Genomic DNA, 19086 nt, shown 5'->3' on the forward strand with positions numbered 1-19086 from the left:
CCCCCCACAACGCGGGGCCCGCGCCCCGCCCAGGCGCCCCCCGCGCGCCCACGACCCCGATTCACCCCGGGTCAGACGGCTGCCGCGACGACGTCCTCGGCCGGCTTCTTCTCCAGCTCGATCACCTTCTTGTCGCGCCGGTTGCGCTTCTCCAGGTACGTCGCCAGCCAGGTCAGCAGCAGGCACATCGCGATGTAGATCGCGGCCACCACGATCGTGACGGGCACCAGCGGCCGGCCGAACTCGAAGCTGCGGCCGATCCGCTGCGCCTCGTTCAGCAACTCCTCGTAGGTGATGAGGAAGCCGAGAGCCGAGTCCTTCAGCAGCACGACGAGCTGGCTGATGATCGCCGGCAGCATCGCGCGCACGGCCTGCGGCAGCAGCACGAGCCTCATGACCTGGGTCTTGCGCATACCCACCGCGTACGCGGCTTCGCTCTGCCCGCGCGGCAGGGAGAGCACACCGGCGCGGAACACCTCGGCGAGCACCGACCCGTTGTAGAGGGTCAGGGCGACCACCACGGAGTAGACCGGCGCGCCGAGCGACAGGCCGTAGTGGAACATGAAGATCAACACGACCAGCGGGACGGCCCGGAACAGCTCGACGACCAGCATCGACGGCACACGGATGATCTTGTGGTCGGAGAGCTGGCCCGCCGCGAAGATCGCTCCGAACAGCAGTGCGAACACCGCGCCGAAGGCGAACGCGCGCAGCGTGTTGCCCAACGCGCTGAGCAACTGGAGCTGGACGTACTCGTACTGGGGCCAGGACCACTTCTCGGCGGAGAACTGCCCGGTCACCCAGAACCGGTACACCACGAAACCGATCACACCGACCACCGCGGCGGCGCCGATGACCGCGTAGAGCCGGTGGCGGATCCGGGCGCGAGGCCCGGGGACGTCGAACAGGACCGCGCTCATCGGGCGATGCTCCACCGCTTCTCGAGGCTGCGTTGCAGCAGGGTCAGGGGAGTCACGAGCACCACGAAGAACAGCGCGACCCAGAGCAGGCCGATGAGCTGGTTCTCACCTCGGTCGGACAGGTTGAGGCTGATGGAGCCCGCTTGGAACACCGAGAAGCCCGCCGCGATGGTGGTGTTCTTCAGCAGCGCGATCATGGTGCTCACCATCGGCGGCACGACCGCCCGGCCGGCCTGCGGCAGCACCACGGAGGCGAGCATCTGGCCGAACGTCAGGCCCAGCGCGCGGGACGCCTCGGCCTGGCCGACGGGCACGGTGTTGATGCCGGACCGCACGACCTCGCAGACGAACGCGGCCGTGTACAGGATCAGCGCCGCCAGCGCCGCGTTGCGGTAGTAGGCGGCGGCCGAGCCGAAGCTCGCCGGCGTCACGATCTCCAGCAACGGGAACGCGAAGGTGAAGAAGAAGAACACCAGCGTGAGCGGCGTGTTGCGGATGAGCGTCACGTAGGCGGCGCCCGTGGCGCGCAGCACCGGGACCGGCGCGACCCGCAGCATCGCCAGGATCGTTCCCAACACCAGCGATCCGACCGCGGAGATCAGGAACAGCTCAACGGTGTTGAGGAACCCTGGTCCGTACAGGTCGAGGTTGTCGAGCAGGACGTCCATCGGCTTCCTCGGCTAGGTGGTGGCACGGCCGGCCGCCCGCACGGGCGACCGGCCGCGGGAAGAGATCAGTAGCGTTCGAGAACGGGCTTGTTGGCCGTGGAGCCGGACTTGCCCAGCGTGTTGTCGTAGACCGCCTGCCAGTCGCCGCCGTTGATGGCCGCTTCCAGGATGTCGTTGATCTTGTCGCGCAGGGCCTTGTCGTCCTTGGGCAGGCCGATGCCGTAGGGCTCGCTCGAGAACGTCTTGCCGACGACCTTGAACTTGCTCGGGTCCTGCGAGGCGTAGCCCTTCAGGATCGCGTCGTCGGTGGTGACGGCGTCGACCGCGCCCTGCTCCAGCTGCGTCACGCACTGCGAGTAGTTCTGCAGCTCGACGATGTTCTCCGGCTCGGTCAGGCCCTCGGTCTTGACCTTCTGGATCGGCGTCGAGCCGGTGACCGAGCAGACCTTCTTGCCCTTGAGCGTGTCCGGGCCGGTGATCGAGTTGTCGTCCTTCTTCACCAGCAGGTCCTGGCCCGCGGTGAAGTAGGGGCCGGCGAACCCGACCTGCTCCTTGCGCTTGGCGTTGATCGTGTAGGTGCCGACGTAGTAGTCGACGTCACCGTTGATCAGCGCCTGCTCGCGGCCCTGGGACGCGATCGCCTTGTACTCGATCTTGTCGGACTCGAAGCCCAGCTTCGCGGCGACCAGCTTCGCGATCTCGATGTCGAAACCGGTGAACTTGCCGCTGGTCGGGTCCTTGTACCCGAGACCGGGCTGGTCCTCCTTGACGCCGACGATGACCTTGCCCCGGCTCTTCATCTTCTCGAACGTCGGGGAGCCGTCGACCTTGACGTCGGCTGCGACCTGCTGCGTGGGGGCAGAACCGGTGTCGCCGGGGCTGCCCTCCTTGCCGCACGCGGTCAGGGCGAGGCCGCCGGCCAGCAGCGCCACCGCAAGGGTGCGAACCCTCATCGTCCTTCTCCTGCTCTTTTCGGGTGAGAGCGGCGCCAGGCTTCAGCGCCGCGGTCGTGGGACTTCAGTGGGTCAGGATCTTGCCAAGGAAGTCCTTCGCGCGGTTGGACTTCGGCGCGGAGAAGAACGCCTCCGGCGTCGAATCCTCGACGACCTCGCCGTCGGACATGAAGATCACCCGGTCCGCGGCCTTGCGGGCGAAGCCCATCTCGTGGGTCACCACGAGCATGGTCATGCCCTCCTTGGCCAGCGTGGTCATCACGTCCAGCACCTCCTGCACCATCTCGGGGTCGAGTGCGGAGGTCGGCTCGTCGAACAGCATCACCTTGGGCCGCATCGCCAGCGCGCGGGCGATCGCCGCGCGCTGCTGCTGCCCACCCGACAACTGGGCGGGGTACTTCTCCGCCTGGTTCGCGATGCCGACCCGCTCCAGCAGCTCCATGGCCGTCTTGCGGGCCTGGGCCGCGGGCGTCTTGCGGACCTTCACCGGCGCGAGCATCACGTTGTCGACGATGCTCTTGTGGGCGAACAGGTTGAACGACTGGAAAACCATGCCCACGTCGGCGCGCAGCCGGGCGAGTTCCTTGCCCTCGGCGGGCAGCGGCTGGCCGTCCACCTCGATGAGGCCGGAGTCGATCGGCTCCAACCGGTTGATCGTGCGGCACAGCGTGGACTTGCCCGAGCCGGACGGCCCGAGCACCACGACGACCTGCCCCTTCGGCACCTCGATCGTGACGTCCTTGAGGACGTGCAGAGGTCCGAAGAACTTGTCCACGCCCGCCATCCGGATCATCGGCGGAGCAGGAGTGGCGGCGGTCATCAGTCCTCCAGTAGGGGTTCCTGAGCGATGGCGGAAACGTAGGTGTGAATCACCACACCAGTCCAGGCGGTTGAGCAAGACTTAGGGTCTCAACTCTGTCACAGGGTGGCGACACTTATCGGGGAGGCTCCACGGTGCGGGTGCTGTTGGTCGAGGACGACGACCGCGTGGCAGAAGCGCTGGTACCGGCGTTGACGCGGCGCGGTTTCACGGTTGACCGGCAGGCTACCGGTCGGGGGACGCTCGATCGACTGGCCGGGATCGACGTGGTGTTGCTCGACCTGGGCCTGCCCGATGTGGACGGTGTCACGCTCTGCCGCCACATCCGTGCGGCGAGTGACGTGGCGATCATCGTGGTCTCGGCCCGCGGCGAGATCGACGACCGGATCCTCGGCCTGCACGCCGGCGCCGACGATTACCTGGTCAAGCCCTACGACGTGGGTGAACTGGTAGCCCGCGTGCACGCGGTGCGGCGGCGGCGCGGCGACCCGGTCGGCGTCGGCGGCACCGGCACCGAGGTGTTCGAGGTGTCCGACGTGCGGGTCGACCTCGGTCGGCACGAGGTCACCGTGGCGGGTGAGGTGGTGGCACTGTCACGCAAGGAGTTCCAGGTGTTGGCGCTGGTCGTGGCGGCGGGTGGCGCGGTGTGCACCCGGGAGCGCATCCTGGCCGAGGTGTGGGGACGCACCTGGGCGGGGGCCAACCGGACCCTGGACGTCCACGTGGCGACGCTGCGGACGAAGCTCGGGCGTCCATCTTTGTTGGAGACGGTGCGCGGAGTCGGGTACCGGTTGAGCGGGGGCTGAGTGCGGTCGCGGCTGCTGGGAATCGTGTTGACGCTGGTCGTGCTCGTGCTGTTGGGCATGGGTGTCCCGCTGGGGCGTGGCGTGGCCCAGACCGAGCAGCAGGAGATGTTCCTGGACCGGCTCACCGACACCACGCGGTTCGCGTCCGTGGCGCAGCGGCCGTTCATCGACGACCAGCCGCACGTGCTGGAGGCCGAACTGCGCCGCTACCACGAGCTGTACGGGATACGGGTGGCGCTGCTCGGCCGGGACGGGCAGGTGGTGGCGGCGTCCTCGGACGACGTGGACGTGTCGTCGCCGGAGGTGTCCGACCTGGTCCGGGGTGCGTTGGCCGGCCGGCAGCCGCTCGCGCCGGAGCTGGTCATGCCGTGGGAGTCGACCGACCTGGTGCTCGCCGAGCCGGTGCTGGAGGCGGGCGAGGTGCGCGGCGCGGTGGTGACGTTCTCGCCGACGTCGAAGACCCGCGTCGAGGTCCTGCTGTGGTGGGCGGTGCTGCTCGCGTCCAGCCTGCTGGTGCTGGTCGTGGGCGTGTTCGTGGCGTTGCCGCTGGTCCGGTGGACGCTGCGGCCGGTCCACCGGTTGGACGACGCGACCGGGCGGCTGTTGTCGGCGGTGGTGTCCGGGCAGCCGGTGCAGCCGGTGGGGTCGTCGGACGGGCCGCCGGAGCTGCGACAGCTGTCGCGGTCGTTCGACCAGATGGCGGCGAACGTGAGCGACGTGCTGGCTTCGCAGCGCGCGTTCGTCGCGGACGCCTCGCACCAGCTGCGGAACCCGTTGACCGCGTTGAAACTCCGTCTGTCCAATTTGGAGGACTACGTGGTCGGCGAGGGGGTCGCGCACCAGGTCGCGGCACTCGACGAGGCCAACCGGCTCAACCGGATCCTGGACGAGCTGCTGTCCATGGCGCGGGCCGGTGCGCCCTCGGTCGATCCCCTGCCGGTGGACGTGGACCGGGTGGTGGCCGGACGCCTGTCGGCGTGGCAGCCCGCCGCCGCGGCCCGCGAGGTGCACCTGGTGCTGGACGGCGAGCCGGGCGGCATGGCGCTGGTGCCGCCGCGCGGTGTCGAGACCGTGCTGGACGCGCTGCTGGACAACGCGCTGAAGTTCACGTCCGACGGCACGTTGGTGCACGTCGACGTCCGCCGGCGGGACGGTGTGGTGCGGCTGTCGGTGCAGGACGAGGGGCCGGGGCTGGCGCCGGAGGAGCTGGAACGCGCCACCGACCGGTTCTGGCGCAGTCCGGCGCACCAGAACGTGCAGGGCTCCGGGCTGGGGCTGGCGCTGGTGCGGCAGATCGTGGAACGGGTCGACGGCTCGGTCAGGCTGGAGTCGCCCGAGGCCGGCGGCCTGCGCGTGGTGGTGGAATTCCCGGCCGTGTAACCCGACCGTGCCCGGAGGTCAGACCTTGACGTCGCGGTAGTAGCGCATCGCGCCGGGGTGCAGCTCGATCGGGGTCGTCTCGATCGCCGACCGGACCTCTATCGATCTGGCCACCGGGCTCGCCGCGACCAGGTCCGGCTGCGCCTGGAACAGGCCTCTCACCAGGGCTTCCGCCACGTCGTCCGACATCGTGTCGTTGACCAGGAGGAAGTTGCGCACGACCAGCGTGACGACCGGGCCGCCGTCGAGCTGGTAGGCCGACGCGGGCAGCGTCGCCGAGCCGTACACCTGGTAGGTCTGACGCAGTTTCGGCAGCACGTCGCCCAGGTCGAGCATCCGCACCTTCACCGTCGTGGCCAGGGTCGTGACCGGGCCCGTCGGCACGCCACCGGACCAGAAGAACGCGTCCAACGCCCCGTCGCGCATCGCGTCCGCGCTGGTCTGCAGGTCCATGTACTGGACTTTGAGGTCGCTGCCCGGCGAGATGCCCGCCGACTCCAACAGCCGCTCGGCGATCAACTTCACCCCCGAGTTGCTCGCGCCCACGCTCACCCGCAGGCCCTTCAAGTCGGCCAGCTTGGTCACCGGCAGGTCGTCCCGCACCACCACCTGGAGGTAGTCGTCGTGCATCCGGGCCAGGGCGAGCAGCTTGTGGCCCTTGCTCTCCTTCTGCGCCTTCTCCGCCGCGTCGGCCGCCGAGAACCCCACCTGCGCCTGGTTGGCCCGCAGCCGACCCAGGTTGTCCACCGAACCGGCCGTGTTCGCCACCTGCGGGCGCGGGATGCCGGGGTCCCGGCTCCACGCGTCGGCCAGCACCGTGCTCAACTCGTGGTAGACCCCGCCCGGACTGCCGGCCGCCATGGTCAGCTTCACCTGGTCGAAGTCGTCACCGCACGCGCTCAACGACAGCGTGGCCAGGGCCAAGGCGGCCCCGACCGCGTGCAACCGCAACAGTGTTCCCGACACCTGCGCATCGTCGCACGTCCACGCTCTACGCTGGACCCGACGGAAGGACTAGGTTGCAGTGACGCGCAGTTACCAGATCCGCACGTTCGGCTGCCAGATGAACGTGCACGACTCCGAGCGCCTGGCCGGCATGCTGGAGGACGCGGGCTACACGCCCGCCGAAGGCGACGTCGCGCCGGACGTGGTGGTGTTCAACACCTGCGCCGTGCGGGAGAACGCCGACAACAAGCTCTACGGCACGCTCGGTCACCTCGCGCCCGCCAAGTCCGCCAACCCCGACATGCAGATCGCCGTGGGCGGCTGCCTCGCGCAGAAGGACCAGGGCGAGATCGTCAAGCGCGCGCCGTGGGTCGACGTCGTCTTCGGCACGCACAACATCGGCTCGCTGCCGGTGCTGCTGGAACGCGCCCGGCACAACCGCGAGGCCCAGGTCGAGATCCTGGACTCGCTGGAGACCTTCCCCTCGACGCTGCCCGCCCGCCGCGACTCGGCCTACTCCGGCTGGGTGTCGGTGTCCGTCGGCTGCAACAACACCTGCACGTTCTGCATCGTCCCGTCGCTGCGCGGCAAGGAGAAGGACCGCCGACCCGGCGAGGTGCTGGCCGAGGTGCAGGCGCTGGTCGACGAGGGCGTGCTGGAGGTGACGCTGCTGGGGCAGAACGTCAACTCCTACGGCGTCGAGTTCGGCGACCGGTTCGCGTTCGGCAAGCTGCTGCGCGCCACCGGCGGGATCGAGGGCCTGGAGCGGGTCCGGTTCACCTCGCCGCACCCGAAGGACTTCACCGACGACGTGATCGCCGCGATGGCCGAGACGCCCGCCGTGTGCCACTCGCTGCACATGCCGCTGCAGTCGGGCTCGGACCGCGTGCTCAAGGAGATGCGCCGCTCGTACCGGACCGCGAAGTACCTGTCCATCCTGGACAACGTGCGCACGGCCATGCCGGACGCGGCCATCACCACGGACATCATCGTCGGCTTCCCCGGTGAGACCGAGGAGGACTTCCAGGCCACTTTGGACGTCGTCCGCGAGGCCCGGTTCTCCTCCGCGTTCACCTTCCAGTACTCCAAGCGCCCCGGCACGCCCGCCGCCGACCTGCCCGACCAGCTGCCCAAGCAGGTCGTGCAGGAGCGGTACGACCGGCTGGTCACGCTGGTCAACGAGGTGGCGCACGAGCTGAACCGGGAGCAGGTCGGCCGCACGGTCGAGCTGCTGGTCGCCTCCGGCGAGGGCCGCAAGGACGCCGAGACGCACCGGATGACCGGTCGCGCCCGCGACGGCCGCCTGGTGCACTTCACGCCCGGTGACGCGCACGTGCGCCCCGGTGACGTGGTGGAGACCGTGGTGACCTACGGGGCGCCGCACAACCTCATCGCGGACGGTCCGCTGCTGTCGCACCGCCGGACCAAGGCGGGTGACCGGTCCGAGGCCGGTCTCAAGCCGAAGACACCGGGCGTGACGCTGGGCCTGCCGTCGTTCGGCAAGCCCGCGCCCCTGCCCGCGGCCGTCGGCGGGTGCTCGGTCGGATGAGCGAGGAGCAGGAGCCGGACGACCTGGCCGGGCTGCGCGAGGAGATCAACGGGGTGGGCCGTTCGGCGGCCAAGCGCATCGACCCCGGCGCGGGCGCGTTGACGATCGCCGTCGCGGCGTTGGCGGTCCTGGTGTCGCTGATCCTGCCGTGGGTCGACGGCGTGCAGGGGCTGAGCCTGCTGTTCGGCGAGGCGGACGCGTTGCCGAAGGTGTTCTCCTACGCCGCGGTGATCGCGGGCGTGCTGCTGCCGGCGGTGACGCTGGCCGTGCGCCGGTGGGCGTTGGCGTGGGTGTCCGCGCTGGCGTCGTTCGCCGCGTCGGTGGCGGGCGTGCTGTCGATCTGGACCACGCAGACCACGACCGGTCACCACCCCGGTCCCGGTCCTGGTCCGGGCCTGATCCTGGCGGTGGTGGCGGTGGTGGTGCTGCTGGTGAAGTGGCTTCGGCTGGCCGCGTCCCGGCCGCCCATGCAGTGATGCCCGAACCCTGGCCGGTGCTGTCCGGCTTCGGGGAGTTGCGCACCGGGCGGCTGTCGTTGCGGCGGCCGGTCATCGGCGACCTGGACGCGGTGCACGAGATCCAGGGCGACCCGGTGGCCCTCGCGCACAACCCGGCGGACGCGGTGCACAGCCGTGACCAGGCCGATGTCCTGCTGAAGCGGTGGATGAACCACTGGCGTGGGTACGGCTTCGGGTACTGGGCGGTCCGCCGGCTCGGCGCGGAGCGGACGCTGGGCTTCTGCGGCGTGAAGGTCAGCCAGGTCGACGAGCGGCGCGCGCTCAACCTGTTCTACCGGTTCAGCCCGGCGAGCTGGGGTGACGGCATCAGCACCGAGGCGGCGCACGAGGTGGTGCGGTGGGCGACCGAGCACCTGGGCGCGTTCCCGGTCGTGGCCAGGGTGCGGCCCGCCAACACCGCTTCGCAGCGGGTGGCGCTCAAAGCGGGCCTGGGGCGCGCCGAACACCTGGACCGCGACGGCGAGGACGGCCCCGACCTGCTGTTCACAGCGGGCTGGGCCCCTTCACCGCCGGTGAAGGGGCCCATCGCCCACTAGCCGCTCAGCGGCTCGCGACCGCCTGCTCGGCGGCGGCCAGCCACTCGCGCCACTGCTTGGCCTGGGCCTCGGCCTGCTCGGCGCGGCGCTTGTCGCCCGCCGTGCGCGCCTTCTCGGCCTGCGCCTCGAACTGCTCCACCCGCTCGCGGAACTGCGCCACGCGGGCCTCGGCCTCCGGGTCGGAACGACGCCACTGGGCGTCCACCGCGCCGCGGACCCGCTCCTCGATCGTGCGGAGCTTGCCCTCCAGCTCGCGGACCCGCTCGCGCGGCACCTTGCCGATCGCGTCCCACCGCTCCTGGATCTTGTAGAGCTGGTTGCGGGCAGCCTCCAGGTCGAGCGACGGGTCGATCCGCTCGGCCTCGGCGAGCAGTTCCTCCTTCAGCTTCGCGTTGGTCGCGAACTCCGCGTCACGCTCGTTGAACGCCTCGGAGCGCTTGGCGAAGAACGCGTCCTGGGCGGCGCGGAACCGCTGCCACAACGCGTCGTCGGCCTCCTTGGGCGCCCGCCCGGCGGCCTTCCACTCGACCATCAGCTCCTTGTACCGACCGGCCGTGGGACCCCAGTCGTCGGACTCGATGAGCTTCTCGGCCTCTTCGACCAGCTCCTGCTTGCGGTTCTTGGCCACGCTGCGCTGCCGGTCGAGGTCCGCGAAGTGCGAGCCGCGCCTGCGGTTGAACGCGTCGCGCGCCTTGGAGAACCGCCGCCACAGCTGCTCGTCGGTCTTGCGGTCGACACCCCGGATGGTCTTCCACTCGTCCAGGATCTGCCGCAGCCGGTCGCCGGCCGCCTTCCACTGCGTCGACTCGTTGGCCAACGCCTCGGCTTCCTCGACCAGCTCCTGCTTGCGGGCGCCGGCCGCGGCCCGTGCCTCGTCCTTGGCCGCCTTGGCGGCCTCCAGGCCCTCCTCCGCCTTGACCAGCACGTACTCGACGCGCGCGGCCAGAGCGGCGAGGTCACCGACGACCGCCGCGTCGGCCAGGCTCTCCTGGACGTGCTTCGCGCTGGTCAGCGCGTGCTTGGGGTCGCCCGCGCCGGAGGACAGCCGCGTCACCAGCAGCTCGACCTCGGTGCGGATGTCGTCGAACCGGCGCGCGAAGTGCGCCAGGCCCTCGGCGGGCTCGCCCGCCTGCCAGGAACCGACGACCCGCTCGCCCTCGGCCGTCTTGACGTAGACGGTGCCGTCCGCGTCCACGCGCCCCCAGCGGTCAGGGTGGTCCGACGCCACGGGGACCGGCGGTGGCGCCGTGACCGGCGTGACCGGCGTCGCTTCCACCCGGGTCTCCTCGACCACCGCCCCCGCACCACTGTCGCCAGTGGTTCCCGGTGTCGTCTCGTGCTCCGTCATCGCCGGCTTCCTCCTCGCCTGCCCACTTCGTGGTGCCCGTGCCGACCACGGGCGCCCCGCCTACGACGGGGCCCAGCACCCGAGTACCGCGACTCTCCCTAAGAGTGTCCAGTACCTCGCGCGCATTCAAACAGGTCAAGGCTCGCATCGGTACCGGTGGTGGCCGATGAGTAGCGTTGGCTGCCATGATCTCGCGCCTGGTGGTCGTTCCGCACCCTCCTCTGCTGGTGCCCGAACTGGTGACGGGAGCCGTGCCGGAGACCGAACAGGTGCGTTCGGCGTGCCTGGCCGCGGCACGGGATCTGGCCGCGCACGCGGCGGACTGGGTGGCGGTCGGTGTCGACCCGTCCGGGCCGCGGGTGGTCGAGGACGTGAGGGGCACGTTCCGCGGTTTCGGGGTGGACGTCCCGGTGTCGCTGTCGGACGACGCGTCCTCTGTGGATGAGGACCTGCCGCTTCCGGTGCTGGTGGCGGCGTGGCTGCGGGAACGGGTGGGCGCGCGGAGCGTGCGGGTGCACGTCGTGCCGCCGGACCTGCCCACCGCCGAGTGCGTCGCGCTGGGTGAGCGGCTGGGTGGTTCGCGTGCGCTGCTCGTGCTGGGCGACGGGTCGCACCGGCACGGCGAGCGGGCCGTGGGACGCCCGGACGAGCGGGCCGGGCCGTTCGACGAGGACGTGCGCAAGGCGCTGGCCACGGCGGACACGGGCGCGTTGCGGGCGATCGACCCGGCGTCGGCGGCCGAGCTGGGCGCGTCCGGGCGGGCCGCGTGGCAGGTGGCGGCGGGTGTGCCGGGCGCGTGGCGGTGCACCCGGTCGGCGTTCCTGGCACCGTTCGGCGTCGGCTACCACCTCGCCGTCTGGGACGCCTGAGGCCGTCTGGGAGGCTGGGGGGCGTGAGCACTCCCGTCGCCGTCGTGGGCCCCACCGCCACCGGAAAGTCCGACCTCGCCGTGCGGCTGGCCGTCGAACTGGGCGGTGAGGTGGTCAACGCCGACGCGATGCAGCTCTACCGGGGCATGGACATCGGCACGGCGAAGATCACCGAGGCCGAGCGGCAGGGCGTGCCGCACCACCTGCTCGACGTGCTGGACGTGACCGAGACCGCGTCCGTGGCCGCCTACCAGCGCGAGGCGCGGGCCGTGGTGGAGCGGCTGCTGGCCGAGGGCCGCACGCCGGTGCTGGTCGGCGGTTCGGGTCTGTACGTGCAGGCCGTGCTGGACGACCTGGTGTTCCCCGGCACCGACGAGAAGATCCGGACCCAGCTGGAGCAGGAGCTGGCGGTGTTCGGCGCGGAGACCCTGCACGGGCGGCTGGCGCAGCTCGACCCGGCCGCGGCGCTGGCGATCCTGCCCAGCAACGGCCGGCGGGTGGTGCGCGCGCTGGAGGTCATCGAGCTGACCGGGCAGCCGTTCTCGGCCACGCTGCCCAAGCCGGGACCGGCCCGGTACGGCACGGTGGTGGTCGGGCTGGACCGCGACGTGTCCGAACTGGACGAGCGGGTCGACGCGCGGGTGGCGCGGATGTTCGAGGCGGGTCTGGTGGACGAGGTCCGCGAGCTGGAGGCCCGCGGGCTGCGCGACGGCCGCACGGCGTCCCGCGCGCTGGGCTACCAGCAGGTGCTGGCCGCGTTCGACGGCGAGTGCTCGCTGGACGAGGCGGCGACGACGACCGCGCAGGCCACCCGGCGGTTCGTGCGCAAGCAGCGGTCCTGGTTCCGCCGCGACCAGAGGGTCACGTGGTTCGACGCGGCCGCTCCGGGACTGGCCGAGGACGTGCTCAAGCTCGTCGCACCGTAGCCTGGTGGGCGTGGGAGTCGAGTTTCTGAAGGGCCACGGCACCGAGAACGACTTCGTCGTGCTGCCCGATCCGGAGGGTCTGCTGGACCTGACCGAGTCGCGGGTGCGCGCGCTGTGCGATCGACAGCGCGGCCTGGGCGCGGACGGCGTGCTGCGGGTCGTGCGGCCCGACTTCGGGCCGTGGTTCATGGACTACCGCAACGCCGACGGCTCGATCGCCGAGATGTGCGGCAACGGGGTGCGCGTGTTCGTCCGGTACCTGGTGGAGGCCGAACTCATGCCCCTCGGCGAGTTCACCATCGGCACGCGGGCCGGTGAGCGGCACGTCGTCGCGCACCAGGACGGCACCGTGACGGTGGACATGGGGCGCGCGATGGTCACCGGCACGGGCACCGCCACGGTCGGCGGCAGCGCGTTCGGCGGGGTCGCGGTAGACGTCGGCAACCCGCACCTGGCGTGCGTGACCGAGGTGCCGGTGGCGGAACTCGACCTGCACGTGCCGCCCGGCCACGACCCGGTGCAGTTCCCGCACGGGGTGAACGTGGAGTTCGTCAACGTGCTCGGTGACGGCGCCCTCCGGATGCGCGTGCACGAGCGCGGCGTGGGCGAGACCCGGTCGTGCGGCACGGGCACGGTGGCCGCGGTGGCGTCGTGGCTGTACGGGACCGGTCAGCGCACCGGCAAGGCCACTGTGGACGTCCTCGGTGGACAGGTGTCCGTGGTGATCGAGGAGGAGACCTCCACGCTCACCGGCCCGGCCGTGCTGGTTGCCCGCGGCGAGCTGGACCAGGCCTGGTGGGACGCGCTCTAGAGCGCCTCTGGTGCGGCTCCGGCGTCAGTGCGGCTCCAGCGTCCGGAGCACGAGGGTCACGCCGTGGTCGAGCCGTTGGGCGAACGCGGTCGGCTCCAGGTCGTCCGCGACGGCCCGCAGTGACGGGTAGTCGCCCGGTGCCGCGTCCAGCGCGTCGGCCAACCGGTCGTCACCGGACGCGGCCTGCTCTTCCCGCACCAGCCCCAGCGTGAGGTGGACGAGGGTCCACAGGGTCCACGCCACCCGCGGCACCCCGCCCGCGATCAGGGCCGCCGCCAGGGCTTCGGCGAACCGAAGCGTGCCGGGCTCGGCCGCGTGGGCGCCGACGACGGCACTCGCGCCGTCCCGGTGCGCCAGCAACGCCCGGCGCAGCCGCCTGGGCACTTCGGCCGCCCGTTCGCGCCAGTCTTCGGGCAGGTCGGCGAGGTCGACCTGGCCGAGGATCGCGTCCGCCATCAGCTCCCGCAGCCTGGCCTTGCTTTTCACGTGCCAGAGCACGGTGTTCATCCGCACGCCCAGCCGCGTGGCGATGGCGCGGGTGGACACCGCGTCCAGCCCTTCCTCGTCGAGCACGTCGAGGGCGGCGCGCACGACGGTGTCGCGGTCCAGCCGCGCCGGACTGGGCCGACCTCCTTGCGCCTTGGTCACTGACCTATTTTACCGAGCCGTGCGGGACTGCCGTGCGGGACTAGAGGGCGAACACCTCCAGCTTGCCCAGCCGCGCCTCGGCCACCACCTCCGGCTGCGAGGAGGGCGCGGTGCAGCAGACCAGCTTGTCCTCGACGATCCCGACGGCGAAGCAGACCTGGCTGGTCTCCACCCGCCGGGTGATCTCGCCGCCCTCCTCGACCCGGAACACGAACGGCTGGAGCGCGGGCGCGACCCACACGCCGCCGTCGGCGTCCACCGCGATGCCGTCCGGCGCGATGAAGTGCTCGCGCAGCGACGCCCACACCCGCCGGTCGGACAGCGTGCCGTCGTCGGCCACGGCGAAGCTGGTCAGCCGGAAGGCCAACGTCTCGGCGACGACCAGCCGCCCGTGCTCACCATTCCGGTCGGGCAACAGCCCCATCCCGTTGGGGAACTTCAGGTCCTCGGCCGCGACGGTGGCCGTGCCGTCCGGCTGGACCAGCGCCAACGACGTGCCGGGCGCGACCCAGTCCGGCTCCAGCATCGGCGCCTCACCGCCCACCGCGAGGGCGCCGTGCAGGTCGAAGCCGAAGTTGCCGACGTACGCGCGGCCGTGCGGGTCGATCAGCATGTCGTTGGCGTGGAAGGTGGCGATGCCGTTCAGGTCGGCGTGCTCGACCAGCCCGCCGTCGTCCAGCCGCAGCACCCTGCGGTCCCGCATGGACACCACGAGCAGCCGACCGTCCGGCAGCCAGCCCAGGCCGGACGGCTGCTCGGGCACCGTGCACACGACCTCCTCGACGCCCGTGTCCAGGTCGATCGCACGGACCTCGTGGTCGTAGAAGTCGGAGTAGTAGAGCCTGCCGTCAGGGCCCTGTCGCGGACACTCGCCGTACCGGAGACCTTCGCGGAGCACGGTGGTGTCAGCCATGCCGCTCGACGTTAGTGATCCGGGGCACATCGCGCATCTGCCGCAGTGGTGACAGGACCACCCAGAGCACGGACAGGATCATCCCCGCCGCCGCGACCCACAGCGTGTTCCGCACGCCGACCCACTCGGCCAGCGCGCCGCCCGCCAACGCGCCCACGGCCGCCGCACCCCAGACCAGGCACCGCGCGCTCCCGTTCATCCGGCCGAGCAACCGGTCCGGGCACAGCGCCTGGCGCAGGCTGACCTGCGCGACGTTGTAGGCGACCGCGCCCATCAACGTGACCACCGTGCCGATCGCGAACAGCGCCAGCCGCCAACCCGGTTCCGCGAGCGGGACCAGCAGCCACGCGGGCTGCGTCACGACCATCGACAGCCAGATCAGCCGCACCTGCCCGACCCCGGCCAACCAGCCGGTGAGCAGGCCCCCCAACGCGCCGCCCGCGCCGCCCAGACCCAGCAGCACGGCGGCGGCCGTCGGCGTCAACTCGAGGTCGCGGAGCAGGAACAGCAAGTTGACCGCCGTCCACATGCCGTAGCTCAGGTTGAACGACGTCGTGCACAGCACCGTCGGCCGCAGCAGCGGGTGCCCGAACACGAACCGCAGACCCTCGGCCATCTCCGCCCGGAGCTCGCGCTTGCGCGGCTCCACCGGCTCCTCGACCAGGCGTATGCCGCGCAGCAGCAGCACCGAGGTCAGGTACGAGAAGCTGATCGCGAGGACGGCGTTCGCGCTGCCCAGGAACTGCACCAGTGGCCCGCTCAGCGGCCGTCCGAACAGCCGCGCGACCTGCTGCGTCGACACGAGCCTGCTGTTGGCGTGCGACAACTCGCCGCGCGGCACGAGAGCGGGCAGGTACGCCTGGCTCGCCACCTCGAAGAACACCGTGAGCACGCCCGCGGCCAGTGCGGCGAGCACCAGGTGGAGGTACGTGAGGCCGCCCAGCCACGCGGCGACCGGAACGGTGGCGAACAGCAGCGCGCGCCCGGTCGTGGTCCACATCAGCAGGGGCCGCTTGCGCAGCCGGTCGATGTAGACACCCGCGGGTAAGCCGATGAACAGGAACGCGGCCATCCCGGCGGCGTTGAGCAGGCCGACCTGGAACTCCGAGGCGTCCAGCGCCTCGATCGCCACCAGCGGCAGCACGAAACTCGACACCGCCGTGCCGAACTGGTTGAGCGAATCGTTGCCCCAGAACAACCGGAAGTCACGCCGGGACGCCATCACGGCTCCTCAGCGGCGACAACACCACCCACAGCACGGACGCGCACTGGCCCGCCATGGCCACCCACAACGTGGGCGTGACCCCGATCCCTTCGCCCAGCGCGCCGCCGGCCAGGCCGCCCAGCGGTATCCCGCCCCACACCACGAACCGGATGCTGGCGTTCATCCGGCCGAGCAGGTGGTCCGGGCAGATGGACTGCCGGTAGCTGACCTGCGCGATGTTGTAGACGGTCGCCCCGTACGCCACCGCGGCCTCGCCGACGACCAGGAACGCGATCCGCCAGTCCGCCGCACCGAGCGGGACGAGCAGCCCGAACGGCCAGGTGACCAGGGCGGACAGCCAGATCACCGTGGTCTGGCCGAAGCGGGCGTTCCACCGGCTCACGGTCAGCGCGCCCAGCACGCCGCCGATGCCCGCCGAGCTGAGCACCAAGCCCACCACGCCGTCGGACAGGCCCAGTTCGCGCACCAGGAACAGCACCAGCAGGGCCATCGACATGCCGCCGAAGAAGTTCGCGGTGCCCGTGCAGCCGACGATCGCGCGCAGCGACCTGTGCCCGAAGACGAACCGCAGGCCCTCGGCGACCTCGTGGACGAAACCGGGCTTGTCCGGGGAACGGGGCGGCGGTTCCTCGGTGCGGATGCGCAGCAGGAACACCGCCGAGGCCAGGTAGCCGACGCCGGTGGCGAGCACCCCGACGGCCGCGCCGACCGCCTGCGCCACACCACCCGCCACGGCCGGACCGGACACCTGCGCCACGGCCCGGCTCGCCTCCAGCTTCGAGTTGCCCTCGACCAGCTGCTCCCGCCCGACCAGCGCCGGGAGGTACGACTGGTAGGCGATGTCGAACATGACGGTGGCCGCGCCGACCAGCAGGGCGACCACGACGAGCTGGACCAGCGTGAGCACGCCCAGCCACCAGGCCACCGGGATCGACAGCATCAGCGCCGCGCGGGCCAGGTCGGCCACGAGCATCACCGGACGGCGGCTCAACCGGTCCACCCACACCCCGGCGGGCAGCCCGATCAGCAGGAACGCGGCCGTCGCAGCCGCCGACAGCACACCCATCTCGAACGGCGTGGCGGCCAGCGCGCCCGCCGCGAGCAGCGGCAACACGGTGCGGCCGATCGTGGAGCCGAACTGGCTGATGGTGTCGCCTGCCCACAGCAGGCGGAAGTCGCGATGAGACCAGAGGGACACGGTCGCAGTGTCTCGGGAGTGATTGGAAAGTGTCAATCACTTAAGCCGTGCCGCCTATGCTGGGCAGGGTGGAGAGACGCCCGGCAACCGACGCCGAAGCCGCCGCCCTGGCCTCGGCGGTGCGGCTGCGCATCATCCGGCTCACGTACGACCGCGCGATGACCAACAAGGAGATCGCCGAACGGCTCGGCAAGGACCCCGCCACCACCCTCCACCACGTGCGCAAACTCGTCGCCACGGGCTTCCTGGAGGCCCAGCCCGCCCGGTCCGGCAACCGGGGTGCGCGGGAGATCCCGTACAAGTCGACGGGCCTGTCGTGGCGGCTCGCGAAGGACCGCGGCCCGCTCGCGGCCGAGACCGGCGAGGCCGTGCTCCAGGCGTTCCTCGGGGAGGTCGCGGAGGTCGGGCCGGCCGCCGTGGACCAGATCCGATTGGTGGTCAGGGTCGACCGGGCGGAACTAAAGCGCCGCCTCCGTTCGTTGTTCGATGAGCTGGCAGCAGAGCCGGCACACCCCGACGGGGAACGCGTGGCGATCTACCTGGCGCTCTACCCGGGAGATTAACCACTCGGCCCTGGTAGGGGTGCCGTGGGACGATGAAGGGCAAATGACGGAAAACACGTACAACAGCAACGACTGGCTCGACCACGAGGACGAGCTGTCCACCGGCGACCTGGCGCTCGAAGAGCGCGCCGCACTGCGTCGCGTAGCGGGGTTGTCCACCGAGCTCGAGGACGTCACCGAGGTCGAGTACCGGCAGCTCCGCCTGGAGCGCGTCGTGCTGGTCGGCGTGTGGACCGAGGGCACGACGGCCGATTCGGACGCCTCCATGGCGGAACTGGCCCTGCTCGCCGAGACCGCGGGCTCCGAGGTGCTGGAAGGCCTCGTGCAGCGGCGCGAGCGGCCCGACCCGGCCACCTACATCGGCTCCGGCAAGGTCCACGAACTGCGCGACGTCGTGATCGCGACCGGCGCGGACACGGTGATCTGCGACGGCGAGCTCTCCCCCGGCCAGCTGCGGCAGCTGGAGGAGAAGCTGAAGGTCAAGGTCGTCGACCGCACCGCGCTGATCCTCGACATCTTCGCCCAGCACGCGTCCACCCGTGAGGGCAAGGCGCAGGTCGAGATGGCCCAGCTGCAGTACCTCCTGCCGCGTCTGCGCGGTTGGGGCGAGTCGCTGTCCCGGCAGGCCGGTGGTCGTGCGGGTGGCGGCAACGGCGGCGTGGGTCTACGCGGTCCCGGTGAGACGAAGCTGGAGACCGACCGCAGGCGCATCCGCGCGCGCATCTCCAAGCTGCGCCGCGAGATCGCCGCGATGGGCGTCATCCGGGAGACCAAGCGGCACCGCCGCGTGTCCAACGCGGTGCCGAACGTGGCCATCGCGGGTTACACGAACGCGGGCAAGTCCAGCCTGCTCAACGCGCTGACCGGCGCGGGGGTGCTGGTGCAGGACGCCCTGTTCGCGACCCTCGACCCGACCACGCGGCGCACCGAGACGCCCGAGGGCCTGCCCTACACGCTGACCGACACGGTCGGTTTCGTGCGGCACCTGCCGCACCAGCTGGTCGAGGCGTTCCGGTCGACGTTGGAGGAGGTCGCCGACGCGGACCTGCTGGTCCACGTGGTCGACGGCTCCGACGCGATGCCGGAGAAGCAGGTCGTGGCGGTGCGCGAGGTGATCAGCGAGATCTCGTCGCGGCGTGACGACCCGATGCCGACCGAGCTGCTGGTGGTGAACAAGATCGACGCGGTGGGCGAGCTGGGCATGGCCCGGCTGCGGCACCTGTTCCCCACGGCGGTGTTCGTGTCCGCGCACACCGGTGAAGGCATCTCCGACCTGCGTGAACGCATCGCGTCCATGACGCCTCGGCAGGAGGTCGTGGTCGACGCGCTGGTGCCGTACGCGCGGGGTGAGCTGGTCGCACGCGTGCACCGCGAGGGCGAAGTGCTCAAGGAGCGGCACACCGAGGAGGGCACCGAGCTGTCCGCCCGGGTCCGGCCCGACCTGGCCGGTGCGCTGGAGAAGTTCGCCGTGAACGGAAGCCGCGCCTGAG

Annotated in this window: 20 protein-coding genes; 10 read left to right on the forward strand and 10 right to left on the reverse strand. The window is 71.1% G+C overall.

The window, feature by feature from the left end; genetic code table 11:
• Positions 1-71 precede the first annotated feature (71 nt).
• From FM051_RS02715 to FM051_RS02730, 4 genes are all read right to left on the reverse strand, one after another.
• Complete coding sequence (locus tag FM051_RS02715) at positions 72-920, reverse strand: amino acid ABC transporter permease (protein WP_158840278.1); 849 nt, start codon at positions 918-920, stop codon at positions 72-74.
• Positions 917-1588, reverse strand: coding sequence for an amino acid ABC transporter permease (locus FM051_RS02720; protein ID WP_158840280.1), 672 nt, complete (start codon positions 1586-1588; stop codon positions 917-919). Before FM051_RS02720 ends, FM051_RS02715 begins: the two co-directional genes overlap by 4 nt.
• 65 nt (positions 1589-1653) lie before the next feature.
• A complete protein-coding gene (locus FM051_RS02725) occupies positions 1654-2541 on the reverse strand; it encodes a glutamate ABC transporter substrate-binding protein (RefSeq protein ID WP_158840282.1) in 888 nt (295 codons plus the stop codon).
• A 64-nt stretch (positions 2542-2605) separates the two neighbouring features.
• Entirely contained in the window at positions 2606-3334 is a 729-nt protein-coding gene (locus tag FM051_RS02730; protein WP_202918673.1) for an amino acid ABC transporter ATP-binding protein, read from the reverse strand.
• A 161-nt stretch (positions 3335-3495) separates the two neighbouring features.
• Here FM051_RS02730 and FM051_RS02735 point away from each other — a divergent pair, with 161 nt between their 5' ends.
• Together FM051_RS02735 and FM051_RS02740 are read left to right on the forward strand one after the other, a co-directional pair.
• Complete coding sequence (locus tag FM051_RS02735) at positions 3496-4167, forward strand: response regulator transcription factor (protein WP_158840286.1); 672 nt, start codon at positions 3496-3498, stop codon at positions 4165-4167.
• Positions 4168-5547: a HAMP domain-containing sensor histidine kinase gene (locus FM051_RS02740; protein ID WP_158840288.1), complete on the forward strand. Its 1380-nt coding sequence runs from the start codon at positions 4168-4170 to the stop codon at positions 5545-5547.
• Between the two features lie 18 nt (positions 5548-5565).
• Here FM051_RS02740 and FM051_RS02745 read toward each other — a convergent pair whose 3' ends face one another.
• Complete coding sequence (locus FM051_RS02745; RefSeq protein ID WP_238412094.1) at positions 5566-6513, reverse strand: TAXI family TRAP transporter solute-binding subunit; 948 nt, start codon at positions 6511-6513, stop codon at positions 5566-5568.
• A gap of 58 nt (positions 6514-6571) precedes the next feature.
• On the opposite strand from FM051_RS02745, the gene miaB reads away from it, so the two are divergent.
• From miaB to FM051_RS02760, 3 genes are read left to right on the forward strand one after another with little or no spacing between them, the layout of a single operon-like run.
• Entirely contained in the window at positions 6572-8041 is a 1470-nt protein-coding gene (gene miaB / locus FM051_RS02750) for a tRNA (N6-isopentenyl adenosine(37)-C2)-methylthiotransferase MiaB (protein WP_158840290.1), read from the forward strand.
• Complete coding sequence (locus FM051_RS02755; protein ID WP_158840292.1) at positions 8038-8517, forward strand: Rv2732c family membrane protein; 480 nt, start codon at positions 8038-8040, stop codon at positions 8515-8517. The genes miaB and FM051_RS02755 overlap by 4 nt, the downstream gene beginning before the upstream one ends.
• The gene (locus tag FM051_RS02760) at positions 8517-9095 is read left to right on the forward strand and encodes a GNAT family N-acetyltransferase (protein ID WP_158840294.1); all 579 of its coding nucleotides are present in this window, start codon (positions 8517-8519) and stop codon (positions 9093-9095) included. Before FM051_RS02755 ends, FM051_RS02760 begins: the two co-directional genes overlap by 1 nt.
• Positions 9096-9099: 4 nt before the next feature.
• Here the strand turns inward: FM051_RS02760 and FM051_RS02765 are convergent, their stop codons facing one another.
• On the reverse strand, positions 9100-10443 hold the full coding sequence (locus FM051_RS02765) for a DUF349 domain-containing protein (RefSeq protein WP_158840296.1): 1344 nt from the start codon (positions 10441-10443) through the stop codon (positions 9100-9102).
• Between the two features lie 185 nt (positions 10444-10628).
• Between FM051_RS02765 and FM051_RS02770 the strand changes: the two genes are divergently transcribed.
• From FM051_RS02770 to dapF, 3 genes are read left to right on the forward strand one after another with little or no spacing between them, the layout of a single operon-like run.
• Positions 10629-11312: a class III extradiol dioxygenase subunit B-like domain-containing protein gene (locus FM051_RS02770; protein WP_158840298.1), complete on the forward strand. Its 684-nt coding sequence runs from the start codon at positions 10629-10631 to the stop codon at positions 11310-11312.
• 23 nt (positions 11313-11335) lie between these two features.
• Positions 11336-12238, forward strand: a complete 903-nt coding sequence (miaA, locus tag FM051_RS02775) for a tRNA (adenosine(37)-N6)-dimethylallyltransferase MiaA (protein ID WP_158840300.1) — start codon at positions 11336-11338, stop codon at positions 12236-12238.
• A gap of 10 nt (positions 12239-12248) precedes the next feature.
• Positions 12249-13049, forward strand: coding sequence for a diaminopimelate epimerase (dapF, locus tag FM051_RS02780; RefSeq protein WP_420803563.1), 801 nt, complete (start codon positions 12249-12251; stop codon positions 13047-13049).
• 24 nt (positions 13050-13073) lie between these two features.
• On the opposite strand, the gene FM051_RS02785 is transcribed toward dapF, so the two are convergent.
• From FM051_RS02785 to FM051_RS02800, 4 genes are read right to left on the reverse strand one after another with little or no spacing between them, the layout of a single operon-like run.
• Positions 13074-13697, reverse strand: coding sequence for a TetR/AcrR family transcriptional regulator C-terminal domain-containing protein (locus FM051_RS02785; protein WP_158840304.1), 624 nt, complete (start codon positions 13695-13697; stop codon positions 13074-13076).
• 40 nt (positions 13698-13737) lie between these two features.
• Positions 13738-14610: an SMP-30/gluconolactonase/LRE family protein gene (locus FM051_RS02790; RefSeq protein ID WP_158840306.1), complete on the reverse strand. Its 873-nt coding sequence runs from the start codon at positions 14608-14610 to the stop codon at positions 13738-13740.
• Positions 14603-15832 carry an MFS transporter gene (locus FM051_RS02795; RefSeq protein WP_158840308.1) on the reverse strand — a complete coding sequence of 410 codons (1230 nt, stop codon included), beginning with the start codon at positions 15830-15832 and terminating at the stop codon, positions 14603-14605. The genes FM051_RS02790 and FM051_RS02795 overlap by 8 nt, the downstream gene beginning before the upstream one ends.
• Entirely contained in the window at positions 15816-17033 is a 1218-nt protein-coding gene (locus tag FM051_RS02800; protein ID WP_158840310.1) for an MFS transporter, read from the reverse strand. The genes FM051_RS02795 and FM051_RS02800 overlap by 17 nt, the downstream gene beginning before the upstream one ends.
• 56 nt (positions 17034-17089) lie before the next feature.
• Here FM051_RS02800 and FM051_RS02805 point away from each other — a divergent pair, with 56 nt between their 5' ends.
• Positions 17090-17596 carry an ArsR/SmtB family transcription factor gene (locus FM051_RS02805; RefSeq protein WP_158840312.1) on the forward strand — a complete coding sequence of 169 codons (507 nt, stop codon included), beginning with the start codon at positions 17090-17092 and terminating at the stop codon, positions 17594-17596.
• A gap of 43 nt (positions 17597-17639) precedes the next feature.
• Positions 17640-19085, forward strand: a complete 1446-nt coding sequence (gene hflX / locus FM051_RS02810) for a GTPase HflX (protein WP_158840314.1) — start codon at positions 17640-17642, stop codon at positions 19083-19085.
• The last annotated feature ends 1 nt before the right edge of the window (position 19086 follow it).

Origin of the sequence: Saccharothrix deserti, from assembly GCF_009769385.1 — a bacterium.
In the GTDB taxonomy this organism is placed as follows: domain Bacteria; phylum Actinomycetota; class Actinomycetes; order Mycobacteriales; family Pseudonocardiaceae; genus Actinosynnema; species Actinosynnema deserti.

What these genes read in the sequence shown, in the direction of transcription:
- FM051_RS02715 (WP_158840278.1), bottom strand. Translation starts at nt 920, where the DNA reads ATGAGCGCGGTCCTGTTCGACGTCCCCGGGCCTCGCGCCCGGATCCGC.
- FM051_RS02720 (WP_158840280.1), bottom strand. Translation starts at nt 1,588, where the DNA reads ATGGACGTCCTGCTCGACAACCTCGACCTGTACGGACCAGGGTTCCTC.
- FM051_RS02725 (WP_158840282.1), bottom strand. Translation starts at nt 2,541, where the DNA reads ATGAGGGTTCGCACCCTTGCGGTGGCGCTGCTGGCCGGCGGCCTCGCC.
- FM051_RS02730 (WP_202918673.1), bottom strand. Translation starts at nt 3,334, where the DNA reads ATGATCCGGATGGCGGGCGTGGACAAGTTCTTCGGACCTCTGCACGTC.
- FM051_RS02755 (WP_158840292.1), top strand. Translation starts at nt 8,038, where the DNA reads ATGAGCGAGGAGCAGGAGCCGGACGACCTGGCCGGGCTGCGCGAGGAG.
- FM051_RS02760 (WP_158840294.1), top strand. Translation starts at nt 8,517, where the DNA reads ATGCCCGAACCCTGGCCGGTGCTGTCCGGCTTCGGGGAGTTGCGCACC.
- FM051_RS02765 (WP_158840296.1), bottom strand. Translation starts at nt 10,443, where the DNA reads ATGACGGAGCACGAGACGACACCGGGAACCACTGGCGACAGTGGTGCG.
- FM051_RS02770 (WP_158840298.1), top strand. Translation starts at nt 10,629, where the DNA reads ATGATCTCGCGCCTGGTGGTCGTTCCGCACCCTCCTCTGCTGGTGCCC.
- FM051_RS02790 (WP_158840306.1), bottom strand. Translation starts at nt 14,610, where the DNA reads ATGGCTGACACCACCGTGCTCCGCGAAGGTCTCCGGTACGGCGAGTGT.
- FM051_RS02795 (WP_158840308.1), bottom strand. Translation starts at nt 15,832, where the DNA reads ATGGCGTCCCGGCGTGACTTCCGGTTGTTCTGGGGCAACGATTCGCTC.
- FM051_RS02805 (WP_158840312.1), top strand. Translation starts at nt 17,090, where the DNA reads ATGCTGGGCAGGGTGGAGAGACGCCCGGCAACCGACGCCGAAGCCGCC.
- hflX (WP_158840314.1), top strand. Translation starts at nt 17,640, where the DNA reads ATGACGGAAAACACGTACAACAGCAACGACTGGCTCGACCACGAGGAC.